The organism is Microbacterium sp. LTA6 (genome assembly GCF_045690355.1).
In the GTDB taxonomy this organism is placed as follows: Bacteria; Actinomycetota; Actinomycetes; order Actinomycetales; family Microbacteriaceae; genus Microbacterium.
In genome coordinates this window covers 3,645,736-3,661,323 of the sequence record NZ_CP147855.1, presented here as the reverse complement: position 1 = coordinate 3,661,323, position 15,588 = coordinate 3,645,736, and the positions used below count along the sequence as shown (strand labels likewise).

The window sequence follows — 15,588 nt, the reverse complement described above, 5'->3', positions numbered from 1 at the left end:
GAGCGGTCCCGGGCTCCCGGACGATCAGCGCGGGAGCGAGAGCAGATCCTCGGATGCCTCGGCGAGGCCGTCTGCGATGAGCGAGTCGATCGCCCTGTCTCGCTGTCGGAGATCCGGCCAATCGGCGATCACGGACGACAGTGGCACTGCGGACGGCGCCGCTTCGCGCAGCATCCGCAGCACCGCGCCGCGGGCCTGCCGGTCCGAACCCTCATACGTCGCCTGCCGCCGCCGAGTGTCCGGCGTTTCCGGCCGGCCGGCCGCCACCCAGGCGCAGCTGGTGCGAAGTGGGCACCGGTCGCATTTCGGAGCGCGAGCGGTGCACACCGTCGCGCCCAGCTCCATCGCTGCGGCGTTGAACACGCCCGATTCGGCATCCGTCGCCGGCAGCAGGGAATCCATCAGGGCAAGGTCACGACGTGAGGCCGCCGCCGGTTGCGCCTTTCCCTCGATCGCCCTCGCGAGCATTCTGCGTGTGTTGGTGTCGACGACGGGATGCCGGTCGCCGTAGGCGAAGACGGCCACGGCCCTCGCGGTGTAGTCGCCGATTCCGGAGAGAGCGAGCAGAGCATCGACCTCTCGCGGCACGATTCCGTCATGCCGTTCCACGATCTCGATCGCCGCGCGGTGCAGCCACAGTGCGCGGCGCGGATAACCGAGGTTCGCCCACTGCTGCACCACCTCTGACCCCGTGGCGGCAGCCATGGCACGGGGCGTCGGCCAGCGCGTCAACCAGGCGTCCAGATGCGGGATCACCCGGTTGACAGGGGTCTGCTGCAGCATGAACTCGCTGACGAGCGTGCCCCAGGCGCCGAACTGTTCGTGAAACGCAGTGCGGCGCCATGGCAGATCTCGGGCGGTTCGCCGATACCAGGTGGACAGCTCGGCCTGCAGAGCGGGCAGAGACGTCGGATTCGCGGGCACCAGGTCAGCCTATGACGAGAGTTAGGCTGGGAGGATGGTCTCGCCCGGCATCCTCCTCGTCGACAAGCCCGCGGGCATCACCAGCCACGACGCGGTCGCGCGCACGCGCAAGGCCTTCGGCACTCGCAAGGTCGGGCACGCGGGCACACTCGATCCGATGGCGACCGGACTGCTGGTGATCGGGATCGAAGGGGCCACGAGGCTCCTCACCTATATCGTCGGCGCAGATAAGACCTACGAGGCGACGATCCGGCTCGGCCAGACGACCGGTACCGACGACGCGGACGGCGAGATCACCGAGCGCGCCGACGATTCGACCTGGGCCACGGTCACCCCGGCGCGCATCGCAGAGGGGGTCGCGGCGCTGACCGGTGCGATCTCGCAGGTCCCCAGTTCGGTGTCGGCGATCAAGGTCGACGGTCGCCGGGCGTACGACCGGGTTCGTGCAGGGGAGGAGGTCGTCCTCGCCGCACGCGACGTCGTCGTGTCCCGCTTCGACGTCATCGCCGAGCGCAGAGGCTCCGGCACCCTCGACCTCGATGTCGTCGTCGACTGCTCCTCCGGCACCTACATCCGTTCGCTGGCGCGCGATCTCGGCGCTGCACTGGGCGTCGGCGGTCACCTCACGGCGTTGCGCCGCACTCGAGTAGGCGCCTTCGACGTCGCGGATGCCGTCGCCATCGAAGATCTGGCCGGAGCATCGACGCTCACCCCCGCCGATGCTGCCGCGCGCATCCTCGAGGCGCTCCCGGTGAGCGCGGATGACGCCCGGGATCTGCGCCACGGCAAACGGCTCGCCGGTCAGGCCGCACGGCTCACGGGCGCACTCGCAGCGGCCATCGATCCGGATGGAGCGCTCGTCGGCATCGTCGAGAAGCGCGGCGCCGACCTCAAGAGCGCCATGAACATGCCGGACGTCGCGTCGTGATCCTCTGGTTCACCGTCGCGCAGATCGCGGTCGCCGTCGCGGCCGGAGTGTTCTGCCTCGTTCTCGGTCTCGTCGGTCGCCGTCCCAGCGACTTCTCGGTCGGGTCTCTCGCTCTCGTCGAGATCCTCCTCGTCGCACAGGTGGTCATCGCGATCGTCGCGCCCCTGGCAGGCAATCCGCCCACCGGTGATCTGCTCGAGTACTGGGTCTATCTCGTCTCCGCCGTGCTGCTGCCGATCGGCGCGGTCCTGTGGGCGCTGATGGAGCGCAGCCGCTGGAGCACCGTGATCCTCGGCGTCGCAGGCCTGGCCATCGCGATCATGCTCTGGCGGATGCAGGTCATCTGGACGATCCAGATCGCCTGACCTCTGGCGAGGACGCGGAGACCAGTCCTTCTCTGCGCACCTAGGATGGAATGCGCTATGAGCTCCTCCGTTCCCGCCCCTCGGATGACCGGTATCGGCCGTGTCCTCGTGATCGTCTACGCCGTGATGGCGCTCGCCGCGACCGGGCGGAGCGTCGTGCAGATCATCCGCCGTTTCGACGAGGCGCCGCTGGCCTACACACTGTCCGCCGTGGCGGCCGTCGTGTACATCCTGGCGACTCTCGCGCTGGTGCTCGCCGGACGAAGCGGCTGGTACGCCGTGGCCTGGGTGGCAATCGTGTTCGAGCTCACGGGTGTGCTCGTCGTCGGGACGCTCAGCCTGCTGATGCCGGCGCTCTTCCAGCACGAGACCGTCTGGTCGATGTTCGGTGTCGGTTACCTGTTCATCCCGTTGGTTCTCCCGGTGTTCGGGATCTGGTGGTTGCGCACGCACCGACCAGTATCGTCGCCGCAGCTCTCGGGGGTGGCGGCGTGATCGTCTTCCGTGACCCCGCTCAGATTCCCGCCGACTTCGGTCGCTCCGTCGTGGCGATCGGGAAGTTCGACGGCGTGCACGCCGGTCACCGCGCGGTCATCCGTCGACTGAAGGAGGAGGCTGCGGCATCCGGTGCGCGCGCTGTCGCCGTCACCTTCGACCGCAATCCGCTCGCCGTGCTGCGCCCTGATCGCTGTCCTGAGAACGTGGTCACGGTCGAGCGCAAGCTCGAGTTGCTCGGCGAGCTCGACCTCGATGCGACGCTTCTGCTCACATTCGACGAGGCCATGGCTGCGCGAAGCGCCGAGGCGTTCGTCGCCGACATCCTGGTCGCAGCGCTCCGGGTGTCGACGGTGCTCGTCGGCGAGGACTTCCGGTTCGGTCGCGGCGGGGCGGGAGACCCCGAACTCCTTCGCACGCTCGGCCCGCAGCACGGCTTCACGGTCGATGTCGTCGACGACGTCTATCTGCCCGGATCCGAGCGTCGGGTGTCGTCGACGTGGATCCGTGAGCTGCTCATCGAAGGAGACGTCGCGACGGCGACGCGCGTCCTCGGCCGCAATGTCGATGTGCGCGGCGAGGTCGTGCACGGACTGAAGCGGGGGCGAGAACTCGGATTCCCGACTGCGAATCTTTCGACGATCGTCGACGCCTTCGTGCCGGCGGATGGCGTGTACGCGGGCTGGCTCGTCGACCACGACAGCGGGATCCGCCACCGGGCTGCGATCTCGGTCGGGACGAACCCCACCTTCGACGACGTCCTCGTTCGTCAGGTGGAGGCGCACGTCCTCGGCGAGACCGATCTCGATCTGTACGGCCACGACGTGAGCGTCGAGTTCGTCCAGCGCCTGCGGGGGATGGTCGCGTTCGAAGGCATCGACAAGCTCAAGGCGCAGATGGCGTCCGATGTCGCCGAGGCCGAAGTGCTGCTCGCCCGCCAGCCGTGATTCGGCTCGTCGCTCGGCAGTGGACGGCGATTCTGGCGTAGACTGTCGATCGTTCCCGGCGAACCTCGCACGTCACTCGTGCGTCGGCGGGAATGAGGTCTACTGTTCGTACGGTCCTGGCACACGCCACACGCGGACATCGAGAACGGCTCAGGCGCCCCGGGCGCCTCGGCATTCACGCTCAGGAGGAGCATGCCGACTACGGCAACTGCCGCCACGCGGCGCAAGAAGACATCCCGTCGCGACGACGACGCCCCCCTCATCCCGATCCTCGCGCGCAAAGTGCGCGAGATCGAAGCGAAGTCGCAGCGCGGCAAGCTGGGTCCGACGAACCGGGTGAAGTTCCAGGTGATCGCGTTCCTGGTGCGCGAGGAGCGGGCCAGGGTGAAGGCCGATGCCGAGCTCGGCGATCCCGCACGCGCAGAACTGCTCAAGCGGCTCGACGGCGTCGCGACCATCCTCGCCAAGACCGCAGCGCGGGACACGTCCCTCATCCAGCTGCTCGAGGCTGATCAGGCGACATCGCCGGTTGCGAAGCGGATGCGGCGCGACTGGCTCCTCGAATCCGGAGCCGAGCTCGCTCCGGAAGAGCTCATCATCGTCGACATCGCCCCTGTGCAGGCGCCCGTCGTGCCGGCGGGGATCGCCGAGCGCCAGGTCACACCGCTCTCCGTCGAAGCGCGTCAGCTCGCCAACCCGTTCCTCGAGCCCGACCTCACGCCACGGGCGACGAGCACTCCGCGCCGCCGCCTCGACGGCTGGGAGTTGATGGGGCCGCTCTACAAGTCGTTCGAGACCGGAGCCGGCGGAGCCGTGGCGAGCATGGATCTGCCGCCGGCACCCGAGTTCGACCACCTGTCGCCCAAGGGCCTCGAGATCATGGTGCACCAGTCCCGCTTCCTCGAAGAGGTGCGAGCGGGCCACCGCAGCTTCCTCCTCGCGGACGAGCCAGGACTCGGCAAGACCGCGCAGTCCGCACTCGCCGCATCCGTCGCCGGGGCCTACCCGTTGCTCGCGGTCGTCCCGAACGTCGTGAAGATGAACTGGGCGCGCGAAGTGGAGCGCTGGACACCGCAGCGTCGCGCCACCGTCATCCAAGGTGACGGCGACGACATCGATGCCTTCGCGGACGTCTTCATCGTGAACTACGAGATCCTCGACCGGCACATGTCCTGGCTGGGCTCGCTCGGACTGCGGGGCATGGTCGTCGATGAGGCGCACTTCATCAAGAACCTGTCGTCGCAGCGCTCGCAGAACGTCTTGGCGCTGGCCTCCCGTGTCCGCGAGCGCACGCCCGGCGGCAACCCGCTGATGCTGGCGCTCACCGGAACGCCGCTGATCAATGACGTCGAGGACTTCGACGCGATCTGGCGGTTCCTCGGTTGGACCACCGGTGAGAAGCCGGGTCCGGAGCTCATGGAGAAGCTGGACGCGACCGGCCTCACTCCCGCGGACAAGGCCTTCTACCCGGAGGCTCGCGAGGCCGTGATCTCGATGGGCATCGTCCGCCGCAAGAAGAAGGACGTCGCGGCCGACCTGCCGGACAAGCTCATCGCAGACCTCCCCGTGCAGCTGGACGACGAGTTCGGGCGCAGCATCCGTCAGGCGGAGCGCGAACTGGGGGAGCGGCTGGCTGCGAAGTACCGCCGCATCATCGAAGCGCGCACCTCGTCCGCATCGAAGAGCCTGTGGACCGGTACTCCTGGCGAGATCGACGAAGACATCGTCCGCCTGGTTGCACACAACGAGCTCGAGGAGTCGAAGGCCGCAGGTACCGGCGGCGACAACGTCTTCACGATGGTGCGCCGAATCGGTCAGGCCAAGGCTCAGCTCGCCGCCGATTATGCAGCACAGCTGCAGCGCTCGGTCGGCAAGGTCGTGTTCTTCGCGAAGCACATCGACGTGATGGATCGAGCCGAGGCGCACTTCGCCTCGGTGGGCATCCGCTCAGTGTCGATCCGAGGCGATCAGACGTCCACTGCGCGCCAGCAGGCGATCGACGACTTCAACGGCGATCCCGCCGTCGGCATCGCCGTCTGCTCGCTCACCGCGGCAGGCGTCGGCCTCAATCTGCAGGCAGCATCGAACGTCGTGCTCGCTGAGCTCAGCTGGACGGCCGCCGAACAGACGCAGGCGATCGACCGGGTGCACCGCATCGGGCAGGACGAGCCCGTCACCGCCTGGCGCATCATCGCCGCGCACACGATCGACACCAAGATCGCGGAGCTCATCGATCAGAAGCAAGGGCTGGCAGCGCGTGCGCTCGACGGCGAGGCCGTGGATGACGCGGCTGCCGAGCCGGTGCAGCTCGCTGCGCTCATGCACCTGCTGCGTCAGGCGCTCGGCGCCTCCTGAAATACACCTCAATCCGCCCGTTAAGAAGCACGCTTCTTAACGGGCGGACGGCTTCGAAAAATCCCCTTCGAGGGAAGATCGGCGATTCGGTCGATCTTGGCCGGCAAGATCCGGGGTTTTCGCGCGTCTCGAATGGCGCCTGATGGCGCTTCGGCACTAGTGTCGAGGCAGGCAGCGTCGCCTTTCCCCCTTTCCCGAAGTCAGAAGGCAGCAGCATGAAGATCGGCATCCTGACGAGCGGCGGCGACTGCCCCGGACTCAACGCGGTCATCCGCGGCATCGTTCTCAAGGGCACGACGACGTACGACATCGAGTTCGTCGGCATCCGGAACGGCTGGCGCGGTGTTGTGGACGGTGACTTCTTCCCGCTCACGCGACACGAGGTGAAGGGGCTCTCCAAGGCCGGCGGCACGATTCTGGGCACCAGCCGCACCAACCCCTACGAGGGTGCGCGCGGCGGCGCCGAGAACATCGCGAAGACCCTGTACGGCCACAAGATCGACGGCATCGTCGCGATCGGCGGAGAGGGCACTCTGGCCGCCGCCGATCGTCTGTCGAAGGACGGCATCAACGTGCTCGGGGTCCCGAAGACCATCGACAACGATCTGCAGGCCACGGACTACTCGTTCGGCTTCGACACCGCGGTCAACATCGCAACCGATGCCATGGACCGCCTGCGCACCACCGGCGACTCGCACCAGCGGTGCATGGTCGCCGAGGTGATGGGACGTCATGTCGGCTGGATCGCGTTGCACGCTGGAATGGCCGCAGGCGCTCATGTGATCTGCATCCCCGAGGTCCCGATGTCGATCGATGAGATCGCCGCTCTGGTCACCAGCGCGTTCGACCGCGGCAGGGCTCCGCTCGTCGTGGTGTCCGAGGGCTTCACCCTCACCGGCATGGACGAGGCATACAGCGATAAGGGACTGGACGCCTTCAACCGCCCGCGCCTCGGCGGCATCAGCGAGATCCTCGCCCCCGAGATCGAGCGCATCACCGGCATCGAGACCCGCTCCACCGTGCTCGGCCACATCCAGCGCGGCGGTTCGCCGTCGGCGTTCGATCGAGTGCTCGCGACTCGGCTCGGCTTGCACGCGGCAGATGCGCTGGTCGAGGAGTCCTGGGGTCAGATGGTGGCCATGCGTGGCACCGACATCGTCCGTGTGCCGTTCGCCGAGGCTCTCGGTGAGCTGAACACCGTCTCCCGCGCCCGTTACGACGAGGCCGCGGCGCTCTTCGGCTGATCCTGGCCCCGACGCCGGCTGAGATCAGGACGAAGTCCCCAGATCAGGACGTTTCCCGCAGATTCTTCCTGATCTGGGGCGGTCTTCCTGATCTCAGGCGGACGGACACCGTCAGGCCGCGCGGTGAAGCCCCTGTGCGATCGCCGCGCGGATGACGTTCTGGACCAAGTCCGGCTGGAAAAGCACCTGGTAGTAGTCGAAGCGCACGACGGTATAGCCGCGTAGGCGCAAGCGGACGTCGGCTTCGATGTCACGACGGCGATCGGCCGGGCTGCTGTGGTGCGCGAAACCATCGAGCTGAACGACCAGGCGATCGCCGATCAGCGCATCGATCGAGTGCCCGTCGATCCATACCTGCTGTTGAACGGCGACGCCGATCGCGCGCATCAGGTCCACGAAGTGGGTCTCCAGTCCCGAGTCGGACAGCTTTGTGCAGAGGGCGGCGATGTGGTTCGCGCGTTCACTGTGCCATTCAATGCGCTCGAGCACCGCGGCGTCGACGAACTTCTTGTTGAGCGCCGATTCCCAGATCGCCAGGGCGGCAGCCAGTTCTTGGCATCGCGCTACATGGTGGAGCACATTGATCAGCGGATCGACGACTGCGCGCGCAGCAGCGGGCGCAGGGCCCGTCGACCAATGCACACGCAGTCCCTCGGTCTTGATCCGGGCCGCGCTAGGCGATACGGCGACGTGGACGCCAGAGTGCGCGGGGACCCAAAGCCCGAGTTTCCGGGCGGCGCTCACGCACGTCAGTCGCCCGCCGATGCCGATCGCGGCCAGGATCGCCGAATCACACTCACGGAGCGCGATCCAGGACCGCCGGAATCGCAGCATCCGCCCCGATCGGACTCCCGCCGCTATCGCATGCTTGCTGAACCCAGCAGCGTATATGTCTGACGAGTGCGCGGCGCCATCGTGAGCGCGGAGCCATTCCTCGAGGAGCATCCGTACACTCTCCGCGTACTCGCGGTTCCGCGGGGCTGAACCGGCGGGATGTGCATCAAATTAGCCCGACAGTCGTCTGTGGAGGAGAAGTCGCCGCAGCCCGAGATCAGGACAATGTCCCGAGATCAGGACGATTCCTGCTGAATCGTCCTGATCTCGGGCGGAACTCCTGATCTCAGCAGCCCGGGGTCAGGCCTCCGCCAAGCCGAGGGTGTCGAGCAGCCAGGCCAGCTCGAACGCCCTTTCCTTCCAGGAGTTGTAGCGCCCGCTGACGCCGCCGTGCCCGGCGACCATCTCGCACTTCAGGAGAACATCGGACGCACCCGCTTCGCGCAGCGCCGCCACCCATTTCGCCGGCTCGACGTAGAGCACCCGCGTGTCGTTGAGAGATGTCACGGCCAGGATGCGCGGGTACGTCGCGTCAGATCGCACGTTCTCGTACGGCGTGTACGACCTCATGTACTCGTAGACGTCGGCATCGTGCAGCGGGTCGCCCCACTCGTCCCATTCGATGACGGTGAGGGGGAGCGAGGGGTCGAGGATCGAGGTCAGCGCGTCGACGAAGGGGACGGATGCCAGGATGCCGACGAACTTGTCCGGTGCGAGGTTCGCGACCGCGCCCATGAGGAGACCCCCGGCGCTGCCGCCCTCGGCGACCATGCGGTCCGCGGAGGTGACTCCTGCGGCGATCAGATGTTCGGCGCAGGTGACGAAGTCCGTGAACGTGTTGCGCTTGGACAGCTTCTTGCCGTCTTCGTACCACTGCCGGCCCATCTCGCCACCGCCGCGCACGTGCGCCACCGCGAAGATCACGCCGCGGTCGAGTTCGGAGAGGCGCGCCACCGAGAACCCAGGATCGATCGAGTGCTCGTACGACCCGTAGCCGTAGAGGTGCAGCGGTCGAAGTTCGGCGCCCGGCTCACCGAACGAGCGCTTCCAGACCAGGGAGATGGGCACCCGGGTGCCGTCGGATGCCACCGCCCATTCGCGTTTCTGCCCGTACTCGGCCGCGTCATACCCGCCGAGCACCGGCTGCTGCTTGCGCAGCACCAGTTCGCGGGTGGCGAGGTCCAGGTCGTACACCGTGCCCGGCGTCACGAACGAGGCGTAGCCGAGACGGAGGAACGGCGAGTGCCACTCGGGGTTCCCGCTGACGCCGGCCGAGTACAGCGGTTCGTCGAAGGAGAGTTCGTCCACGGCATCCGTCGCGTAGTCGAGCAGGCCGACGCGCTCCAACCCCTCGCTGCGGTACTCCACCGTCGCGAAATCACGGAACGCGTCCATGCCGAGCAGACGCCGACCGGCCTCGTGCGCGACGATGACGCGCCGCTCGCCTTGCGGGTCGGATGCCGGCACCGAGACGAGCTCGAAGTCGAGGGCGTCGTCGTTGTGCAGGATGAACAGGCGGTCGTCGCCGTCGACGACGGCGTGCTCGAGCGAGTACTCGACTCCCTCGCGGCGCGGCCACACCAGTCGGGGCTCGGCGGTGATCGGACCGCGCAGATCGACGAGATGCTCTTCGCTGGTGATGCTGGAGCCCACGGCGATCACGAGATAGCGCCGGCTGCGCGTGATGCCTGCACCCAGCCAGAACCGCTCGTCGGGCTCGTGGAACAGCTTCACATCGTCGTCGACCGCTGTGCCGATGCGGTGCAGCCAGAGTGTGTCGGGCCGCCAGGAATCGTCGAGCGTCGTGTACAGGATGCCGTCGCCGGCAGGCGTGAAGAAAGCGCCGCCGGTGTTCGGGATCTCATCGGCCAGCAGTTCGCCGGTGACGAGGTCGCGCACGTGGACCGTGTAGCGCTCGTCGCCTTCGAAGTCGGTGGACCAGAGCAACCGGGTGGCGTCGTCCGAGACGGCGAAGGACCCCAGGGCGAAGAACTCATGTCCCTCCGCCTCGACGTTGCCGTCGAGCAGCACCTCCTCGCCGGGCACGGGTACCCCGGGCTCCAGCAGTGGGGGAGTCCAGTCGTCGGGTGCGGCTGCCGCGCGGCACTGGATGCCGTACTGGGCGCCTTCCTCGGTGCGGCCGTAGTACCACCAGTCTCCGCGTCGGGTGGGCACGGAGAGATCGGTCTCCAGTACACGGCCCTTGATCTCCTGGAACAGCGTCTCGCGGAGGTCTGCCAGGTGTGCGGTTTCGGCATCCGTGTGGGCGTTCTCCGCCTCGAGGTGTGCAGTCACCTCGGACGACTCCTTCTCGCGCAACCATTCGTACGGATCCTCGAAGGTGTGGCCGTGGTGGGTTCGAATGTGCGAGCGGCGGTCTGCGATCGGAGCGTTGGTCACCGCTCCACGCTATCCCAGGTCGAGTTGACCGGCATCGGGGAGGGTGGGAGGATCTACCGGGGCCGGTTAACGGAAGGCAAACCCACGGTGAACTCTTCGTTCATCACGTCGATCACGTCGACACCCTTCTTCTTCGAATCGACCGAAAGTGAACGGTGGAAACCGCAGCCCTCATCGTCGTGCTTGTCATTGCACTTGCACTCTTCTTCGACTTCACGAACGGCTTCCACGACACCGCGAACGCGATGGCCACGCCCATCGCGACCGGTGCTCTCAAGCCGAGAACGGCAGTCCTTCTCGCCGCCGTCCTCAACCTCGTCGGCGCATTCCTATCGACCGAGGTCGCCAAGACCGTCTCCGGCGGGATCGTCCGCGAGGACGCGATCCGCGAGATGGGCGCCGAGGTGTTCCTGCCGCTGATCTTCGCCGGACTCATCGGCGCGATCACGTGGAACATGCTCACCTGGCTGCTCGGCCTGCCGTCGAGCTCTTCGCACGCACTGTTCGGCGGCCTCATCGGCGCGACCCTCGTCGGGGTCGGATTCACGGGAATCGACTTCGGCATCGTGCTGTCGAAGATCATCCTGCCGGCGCTCATCGCGCCGCTCACGGCGGGACTCATCGCCTTCATCGCCACGAAGATCGCGTACTCGATCACGCGGCGCTACGACGGCAAGCCTGACGGTCGCGACGGCTTCCGCTGGGGGCAGATCTTCACGTCGTCCCTCGTCGCCCTCGCGCACGGCACGAACGACGCGCAGAAGACGATGGGCATCATCACACTCGCGCTCATCACGATCGGGTGGCAGTCCGACGAGCATCATGAGCCGGAATTCTGGGTCATCGTCGCGTGTGCCTTCACGATCGCCCTCGGCACCTATCTCGGCGGCTGGCGGATTATCCGCACACTCGGCAAGGGGCTGACCGACGTCAAGCCTGCGCAGGGCTTCGCCGCGGAGAGCTCGACGGCCGCGACCATCCTCGCCTCCAGCGCCCTCGGCTTCGCACTGTCGACGACGCAGGTCGCGTCCGGCTCCGTCATCGGTTCGGGGCTCGGCCGCCGCGGCTCCACCGTCCGCTGGCGGACCGCCGGACGCATCGGGATCGGCTGGCTGCTCACGCTCCCGGCTGCCGGAGCGGTCGGGGCGATGGCCGCGCTGCTGGTGCAGTGGCTGGGCAACTGGGGTGTTGCGATCGACGCCGTGATCGCGGTCGCCATCATCATCGGCCTCTTCCTGCGCTCCCGTCGCAACGTGGTCACCCACGCGAACGCGATGAGCGATGTGGCCGAGTCGGGTATGGCCGTCGACCTTCCCGATGCCCCGCCGCCGACTCGTCGACAGCAGAGCCTCGAGCGGGCCAAGGCCGAGGCCAAGGCCAGGGCGCACGCCAGGGAGAAGGCGAAGTCGGCAGCGAAGAAGGCCAAGGCCGCCGCGCGATCGGACGCCCGTGCGGCGTCACCGGCTGAAACGGACACGGCCGACGGTACGAACGAGGAGTCGAAGTGATCAACTGGTTCGCCTTCATCCAGGTGTTCGCGGCCGCGCTCATCGGCGCCGCGGCGATCGTCACCTTCTACGCAGTGGGACTGCGCCTCCTGGTGCGCAGCGGGCACGCGCCGGTCGTGAGTCCGGCCGAGTTCACAGACGCGATCACCGTGATCTCTGAGAAAGAGCTCAAGCGCGCCGCGAAGCAGGCGGCGAAGGCCGCCAAGAAGAGCCCGCTCACGGATGGGCAGAAACGTCTGTCGCTCGTCGGTGCTTACGGATGCTTCGCCCTGTGCGCCGTCGCCGTGGTCACCGGCATCCTGATCATCGTCCTCGGGCACTGAGCGACGGTCAGTCTGCGGCGTTCAGCCGAGGAGCCCCGCGACGAGGTCATCGATCACATCGTCGGTCGATGTCTCAGGATCGATCGGCGTCGTCAAACGGTCGAGCAGGAGCCCGTCGATCGCATAGTGGAACAGCGCGATCTCCCGCCGCCCGCCGGGGAGGCCTGCCTGTGCATTGAAATCGACGTCGGCATCCAGACCCGATCGCTGCCAGGCGCCCAGCACAGCAGCCAGCTCCGGACGTCGGCTGCTTTCCAAGCGGAGCTCGAACAACGCAAGCGTCACGTCGCGATCGTCGCTCAGCCGACGCACGATGTCGCGGAGGTAGTCCGCGAACAGTGCTCGGCTCGGAACGGATGACGCGCGCGCGGCGAGATCCTCCGGGGTCGGCGCCAGCCGCTCGCCGATGCGTTCGACCAGCCCCTCGATGAGGGCGTCCCTGGTGCGGAAATAGTTCGATGTCGTCCCGGTGGGCACGCCGGCTTCGAGGTCGACCGCGCGATGGGTGAGTCCGCGGGAGCCGTCGTGCGCGAGCACCCGGAGGCCGGCATCCGTGATCGTGCGGCGTCTCGCCTCGTTCTTTGCCATGAGCTCACCCTAGCGCAACCACTACAGGTGCTGTAATCTCTTCATTCTTCGGTGATGGCATCCCCCTGTTCGGGACCCGTCCGTACCACCCCGCGCAGTTCGAGGAGGTGAGTACGACGGTGTTCGGTTCAGGGGTCGTGTTCTCGGAATACGCTCGTCGACACGAGGCGTGATTCCGGAGGCGGCGAGGCGATCGTCCGTCTCGCCGCCTAGGCTGATGCCATGTCTGCGCCCTCCGCCAGCGAGCACGTCTTCGGTCGTCACGAGCCGGCATCCCACGTGATCATCCACGTCAGCGACCCGCACTATCTCGCAGGGGGAGTCCGCCTCGCCGGACGGTACGACGTCGAGGCGAATTTCGCACGGACGCTCGAAGCGATCCGGGTCGTGCATCCGAATCCGGCCGCGATCGTGATCACCGGTGACCTCGCCGACCTGGGAGAGCCCGAGGCGTATCGACGGCTGCGCGATGCTGTCGAACCGGTCGCCGCCGAGCTCGGCGCGGTCGTCGTGTGGGTTGCAGGGAACCATGACGAACGCCCGGCACTTCGGGAGGGGCTGCTCGATCTCGCTCCCACCGAAGAACCCGTCACCGGCGTCTGGGATCTCGATGGGCTGCGGCTGATCGCCCTGGACACCAGTGTGCCCGGATGGCACCATGGCGACCTCGACGGCGGGCAACGGGCGTGGCTCGCCGAGCAGCTCCGTCAGCCTGCCCCGCACGGCACGCTGCTCGCGATGCACCACCCGCCGCTGCCGAGCCACATCCCGCTCTTCGACATCCTCGAACTCCAGCATCAGGATGAACTGGCAGAGGTGATCCGCGGCAGTGATGTCCGCGGCATCCTCGCGGGGCATCTCCACTACTCCGCACACGGCACCTTCGCGGGCGTTCCGGTGAGCGTGGCGTCCGCCACCTGTTACACGATGAACGTCGCGCTGCCGGCATCCGCGGTCAACGGAATGGATGCCGCGCAGTCGTTCCAGTTGGTGCACGTGCACCCGGACACGATCACGCACACCGTGGTGCCGGTGACGGATGCTCCCACCGGTGACTACTTCTCCGAGGCGTGGCTCGAGCAGATGTCCGGGCTGACGCCGGCCGAGCGCCTCGAAGCGTTCGCCCGCAAGACCCACTCGCGGAGCGACGTAGAATAGAAGCATCCCCCGAATTCCTCTCACCCGCCACCACCCACAAGGATGTGACATGGCTTCTGCCGCGCCTGCCCTGACCCGCACCGAGACCGATTCCCTCGGGAGCATGGAGATCCCCGTCGACGCGTACTGGGGCATTCACACCGCCCGCGCCGACGCGAACTTCCCGATCACCAAGCGCCCCATCTCGGTCTACCCCGACCTGGTGAGGGCCCTCGCGATGGTCAAGCAGGCCAGCGCGCGCGCGAACAGGGAGATCGGCGTCCTCGACGCGGAGCGGGCAGATCTCATCGACCGGGCAGCGCAGCGCGTCATCGACGGCGAGTTCCACGATCAGTTCACCGTCGGCGTGATTCAGGGCGGTGCCGGGACTTCGACGAACATGAACGCGAACGAGGTCATCACCAACATCGCGCTCGAGATGGCCGGACGCGAGAAGGGCGACTACGCCTTCCTGTCGCCGATCGACCACACCAACCGCAGTCAGTCGACCAACGACGTGTACCCGACGGCCGTGAAGATCGGCCTGTCGCTGACGCTGCAGTCGCTGCTGGACGAACTCGACCTCCTCCGACGCTCCTTCCTCGGGAAGGCCGTGGAGTTCCACGACGTTCTCAAGGTGGGCCGCACCCAGCTGCAGGACGCCGTGCCGATGACGCTCGGCCAGGAGTTCCACGGCTTCGCGACCACCCTCGGCGAGGACCACAGCCGCCTCGGCGAGAACGCGTCGCTGATGTTCGAGATCAACATGGGCGCGACCGCCATCGGCACGGGCATCACCACGCACGTGGACTACGCGCCCGTCGTGCTCAAGCACCTCCGCGAGATCAGCGGCCTCGACCTCGAGACAGCCACCGACCTCGTCGAGTCGACGAGCGACACAGGCTCGTTCATGTCCTTCTCCTCGTCGCTGAAGCGCAATGCGGTCAAGCTGTCCAAGATCTGCAACGACCTGCGACTGCTCTCCTCAGGCCCCCAGGCAGGTCTCGGCGAGATCAACCTGCCGGCGAGGCAGGCAGGATCCAGCATCATGCCAGGCAAGGTGAACCCGGTCATCCCGGAGGTCGTCAACCAGGTGGCGTTCGCGGTGGTCGGTGCCGACATGACCGTGACCATGGCGGTCGAGGGCGGTCAGCTGCAGCTCAACGCCTTCGAACCCGTCATCGCGCACTCGATCTTCCAGTCGATCACCTGGATGCGTCAGGCGATGTGGACGCTGCGCGTCAACTGCGTCGACGGCATCACCGCCAACCGCGACCGTCTCGGCGCGATGGTCGGTGCATCGGTCGGCGTCATCACCGCCCTGACGCCGTTCATCGGATACGCGGCCTCGGCGGCACTCGCCAAGGCGGCACTGCTGACGAATCGCAACGTCGCCGACCTCGTCGTCGAAGCAGGGCTCATGTCGCGCGAAGAGGTCATCAAGCAGCTTTCGCCCGCCCGACTCTCCGGACTCGAAGCGGTGACGGCGGCGATCCCGATCATCGCTGCCGAGGATCTCACCGAGATCTGAGTGGCCCGA

The 15,588-nt window shown here is 67.1% G+C and carries 14 protein-coding genes; 10 read left to right on the top strand and 4 right to left on the bottom strand.

Translation table 11 applies throughout. The features are described 5' to 3' along the window. Positions 1 to 24: 24 nt before the first annotated feature. Positions 25 to 903 (bottom strand): A/G-specific adenine glycosylase, encoded by an 879-nt coding sequence (locus LTA6_RS17555; protein ID WP_341978456.1) that lies wholly within the window; start codon positions 901 to 903, stop codon positions 25 to 27. 55 nt (positions 904 to 958) lie between these two features. Here LTA6_RS17555 and truB point away from each other — a divergent pair, with 55 nt between their 5' ends. From truB to LTA6_RS17525, 6 genes are all read left to right on the top strand, one after another. Beyond that, entirely contained in the window at positions 959 to 1,852 is an 894-nt protein-coding gene (truB, locus tag LTA6_RS17550) for a tRNA pseudouridine(55) synthase TruB (protein WP_341975143.1), read from the top strand. After that, positions 1,849 to 2,217 carry a hypothetical protein gene (locus tag LTA6_RS17545; RefSeq protein ID WP_341975142.1) on the top strand — a complete coding sequence of 123 codons (369 nt, stop codon included), beginning with the start codon at positions 1,849 to 1,851 and terminating at the stop codon, positions 2,215 to 2,217. Before truB ends, LTA6_RS17545 begins: the two co-directional genes overlap by 4 nt. Before the next feature lie 57 nt (positions 2,218 to 2,274). After that, positions 2,275 to 2,712, top strand: a complete 438-nt coding sequence (locus LTA6_RS17540) for a hypothetical protein (RefSeq protein WP_407358330.1) — start codon at positions 2,275 to 2,277, stop codon at positions 2,710 to 2,712. After that, positions 2,709 to 3,659 (top strand): bifunctional riboflavin kinase/FAD synthetase, encoded by a 951-nt coding sequence (locus LTA6_RS17535; RefSeq protein WP_341978452.1) that lies wholly within the window; start codon positions 2,709 to 2,711, stop codon positions 3,657 to 3,659. Before LTA6_RS17540 ends, LTA6_RS17535 begins: the two co-directional genes overlap by 4 nt. A 192-nt stretch (positions 3,660 to 3,851) precedes the next feature. After that, positions 3,852 to 6,014 (top strand): DEAD/DEAH box helicase, encoded by a 2,163-nt coding sequence (locus LTA6_RS17530; protein ID WP_341975141.1) that lies wholly within the window; start codon positions 3,852 to 3,854, stop codon positions 6,012 to 6,014. Positions 6,015 to 6,229: 215 nt separating this feature from the next. Next, a complete protein-coding gene (locus tag LTA6_RS17525; RefSeq protein ID WP_341975140.1) occupies positions 6,230 to 7,258 on the top strand; it encodes a 6-phosphofructokinase in 1,029 nt (342 codons plus the stop codon). Positions 7,259 to 7,369: 111 nt separating this feature from the next. Here the strand turns inward: LTA6_RS17525 and LTA6_RS17520 are convergent, their stop codons facing one another. Both LTA6_RS17520 and LTA6_RS17515 read right to left on the bottom strand, forming a co-directional pair. After that, positions 7,370 to 8,002, bottom strand: coding sequence for an endonuclease domain-containing protein (locus LTA6_RS17520; protein WP_407358329.1), 633 nt, complete (start codon positions 8,000 to 8,002; stop codon positions 7,370 to 7,372). A gap of 390 nt (positions 8,003 to 8,392) precedes the next feature. Then, on the bottom strand, positions 8,393 to 10,492 hold the full coding sequence (locus LTA6_RS17515) for a S9 family peptidase (RefSeq protein ID WP_341975138.1): 2,100 nt from the start codon (positions 10,490 to 10,492) through the stop codon (positions 8,393 to 8,395). Positions 10,493 to 10,647: 155 nt separating this feature from the next. On the opposite strand from LTA6_RS17515, the gene LTA6_RS17510 reads away from it, so the two are divergent. After that, positions 10,648 to 12,000, top strand: coding sequence for an inorganic phosphate transporter (locus LTA6_RS17510; RefSeq protein ID WP_341975137.1), 1,353 nt, complete (start codon positions 10,648 to 10,650; stop codon positions 11,998 to 12,000). Continuing rightward, positions 11,997 to 12,323 (top strand): peptidase, encoded by a 327-nt coding sequence (locus tag LTA6_RS17505; RefSeq protein WP_341975136.1) that lies wholly within the window; start codon positions 11,997 to 11,999, stop codon positions 12,321 to 12,323. Before LTA6_RS17510 ends, LTA6_RS17505 begins: the two co-directional genes overlap by 4 nt. A gap of 21 nt (positions 12,324 to 12,344) precedes the next feature. On the opposite strand, the gene LTA6_RS17500 is transcribed toward LTA6_RS17505, so the two are convergent. Continuing rightward, a complete protein-coding gene (locus LTA6_RS17500; RefSeq protein ID WP_341975135.1) occupies positions 12,345 to 12,911 on the bottom strand; it encodes a TetR/AcrR family transcriptional regulator in 567 nt (188 codons plus the stop codon). Positions 12,912 to 13,133: 222 nt separating this feature from the next. On the opposite strand from LTA6_RS17500, the gene LTA6_RS17495 reads away from it, so the two are divergent. Continuing rightward, positions 13,134 to 14,069, top strand: coding sequence for a phosphodiesterase (locus LTA6_RS17495; protein ID WP_341975134.1), 936 nt, complete (start codon positions 13,134 to 13,136; stop codon positions 14,067 to 14,069). A 49-nt stretch (positions 14,070 to 14,118) separates the two neighbouring features. Beyond that, complete coding sequence (locus LTA6_RS17490) at positions 14,119 to 15,579, top strand: aspartate ammonia-lyase (protein WP_341975133.1); 1,461 nt, start codon at positions 14,119 to 14,121, stop codon at positions 15,577 to 15,579. Positions 15,580 to 15,588 lie beyond the last annotated feature (9 nt).

Bases quoted from the DNA above. Each gene is read 5' to 3' on its own strand.
- truB (WP_341975143.1), top strand. From the start codon at position 959: ATGGTCTCGCCCGGCATCCTCCTCGTCGACAAGCCCGCGGGCATCACC.
- LTA6_RS17540 (WP_407358330.1), top strand. From the start codon at position 2,275: ATGAGCTCCTCCGTTCCCGCCCCTCGGATGACCGGTATCGGCCGTGTC.
- LTA6_RS17530 (WP_341975141.1), top strand. From the start codon at position 3,852: ATGCCGACTACGGCAACTGCCGCCACGCGGCGCAAGAAGACATCCCGT.
- LTA6_RS17525 (WP_341975140.1), top strand. From the start codon at position 6,230: ATGAAGATCGGCATCCTGACGAGCGGCGGCGACTGCCCCGGACTCAAC.
- LTA6_RS17500 (WP_341975135.1), bottom strand. From the start codon at position 12,911: ATGGCAAAGAACGAGGCGAGACGCCGCACGATCACGGATGCCGGCCTC.
- LTA6_RS17495 (WP_341975134.1), top strand. From the start codon at position 13,134: ATGTCTGCGCCCTCCGCCAGCGAGCACGTCTTCGGTCGTCACGAGCCG.
- LTA6_RS17490 (WP_341975133.1), top strand. From the start codon at position 14,119: ATGGCTTCTGCCGCGCCTGCCCTGACCCGCACCGAGACCGATTCCCTC.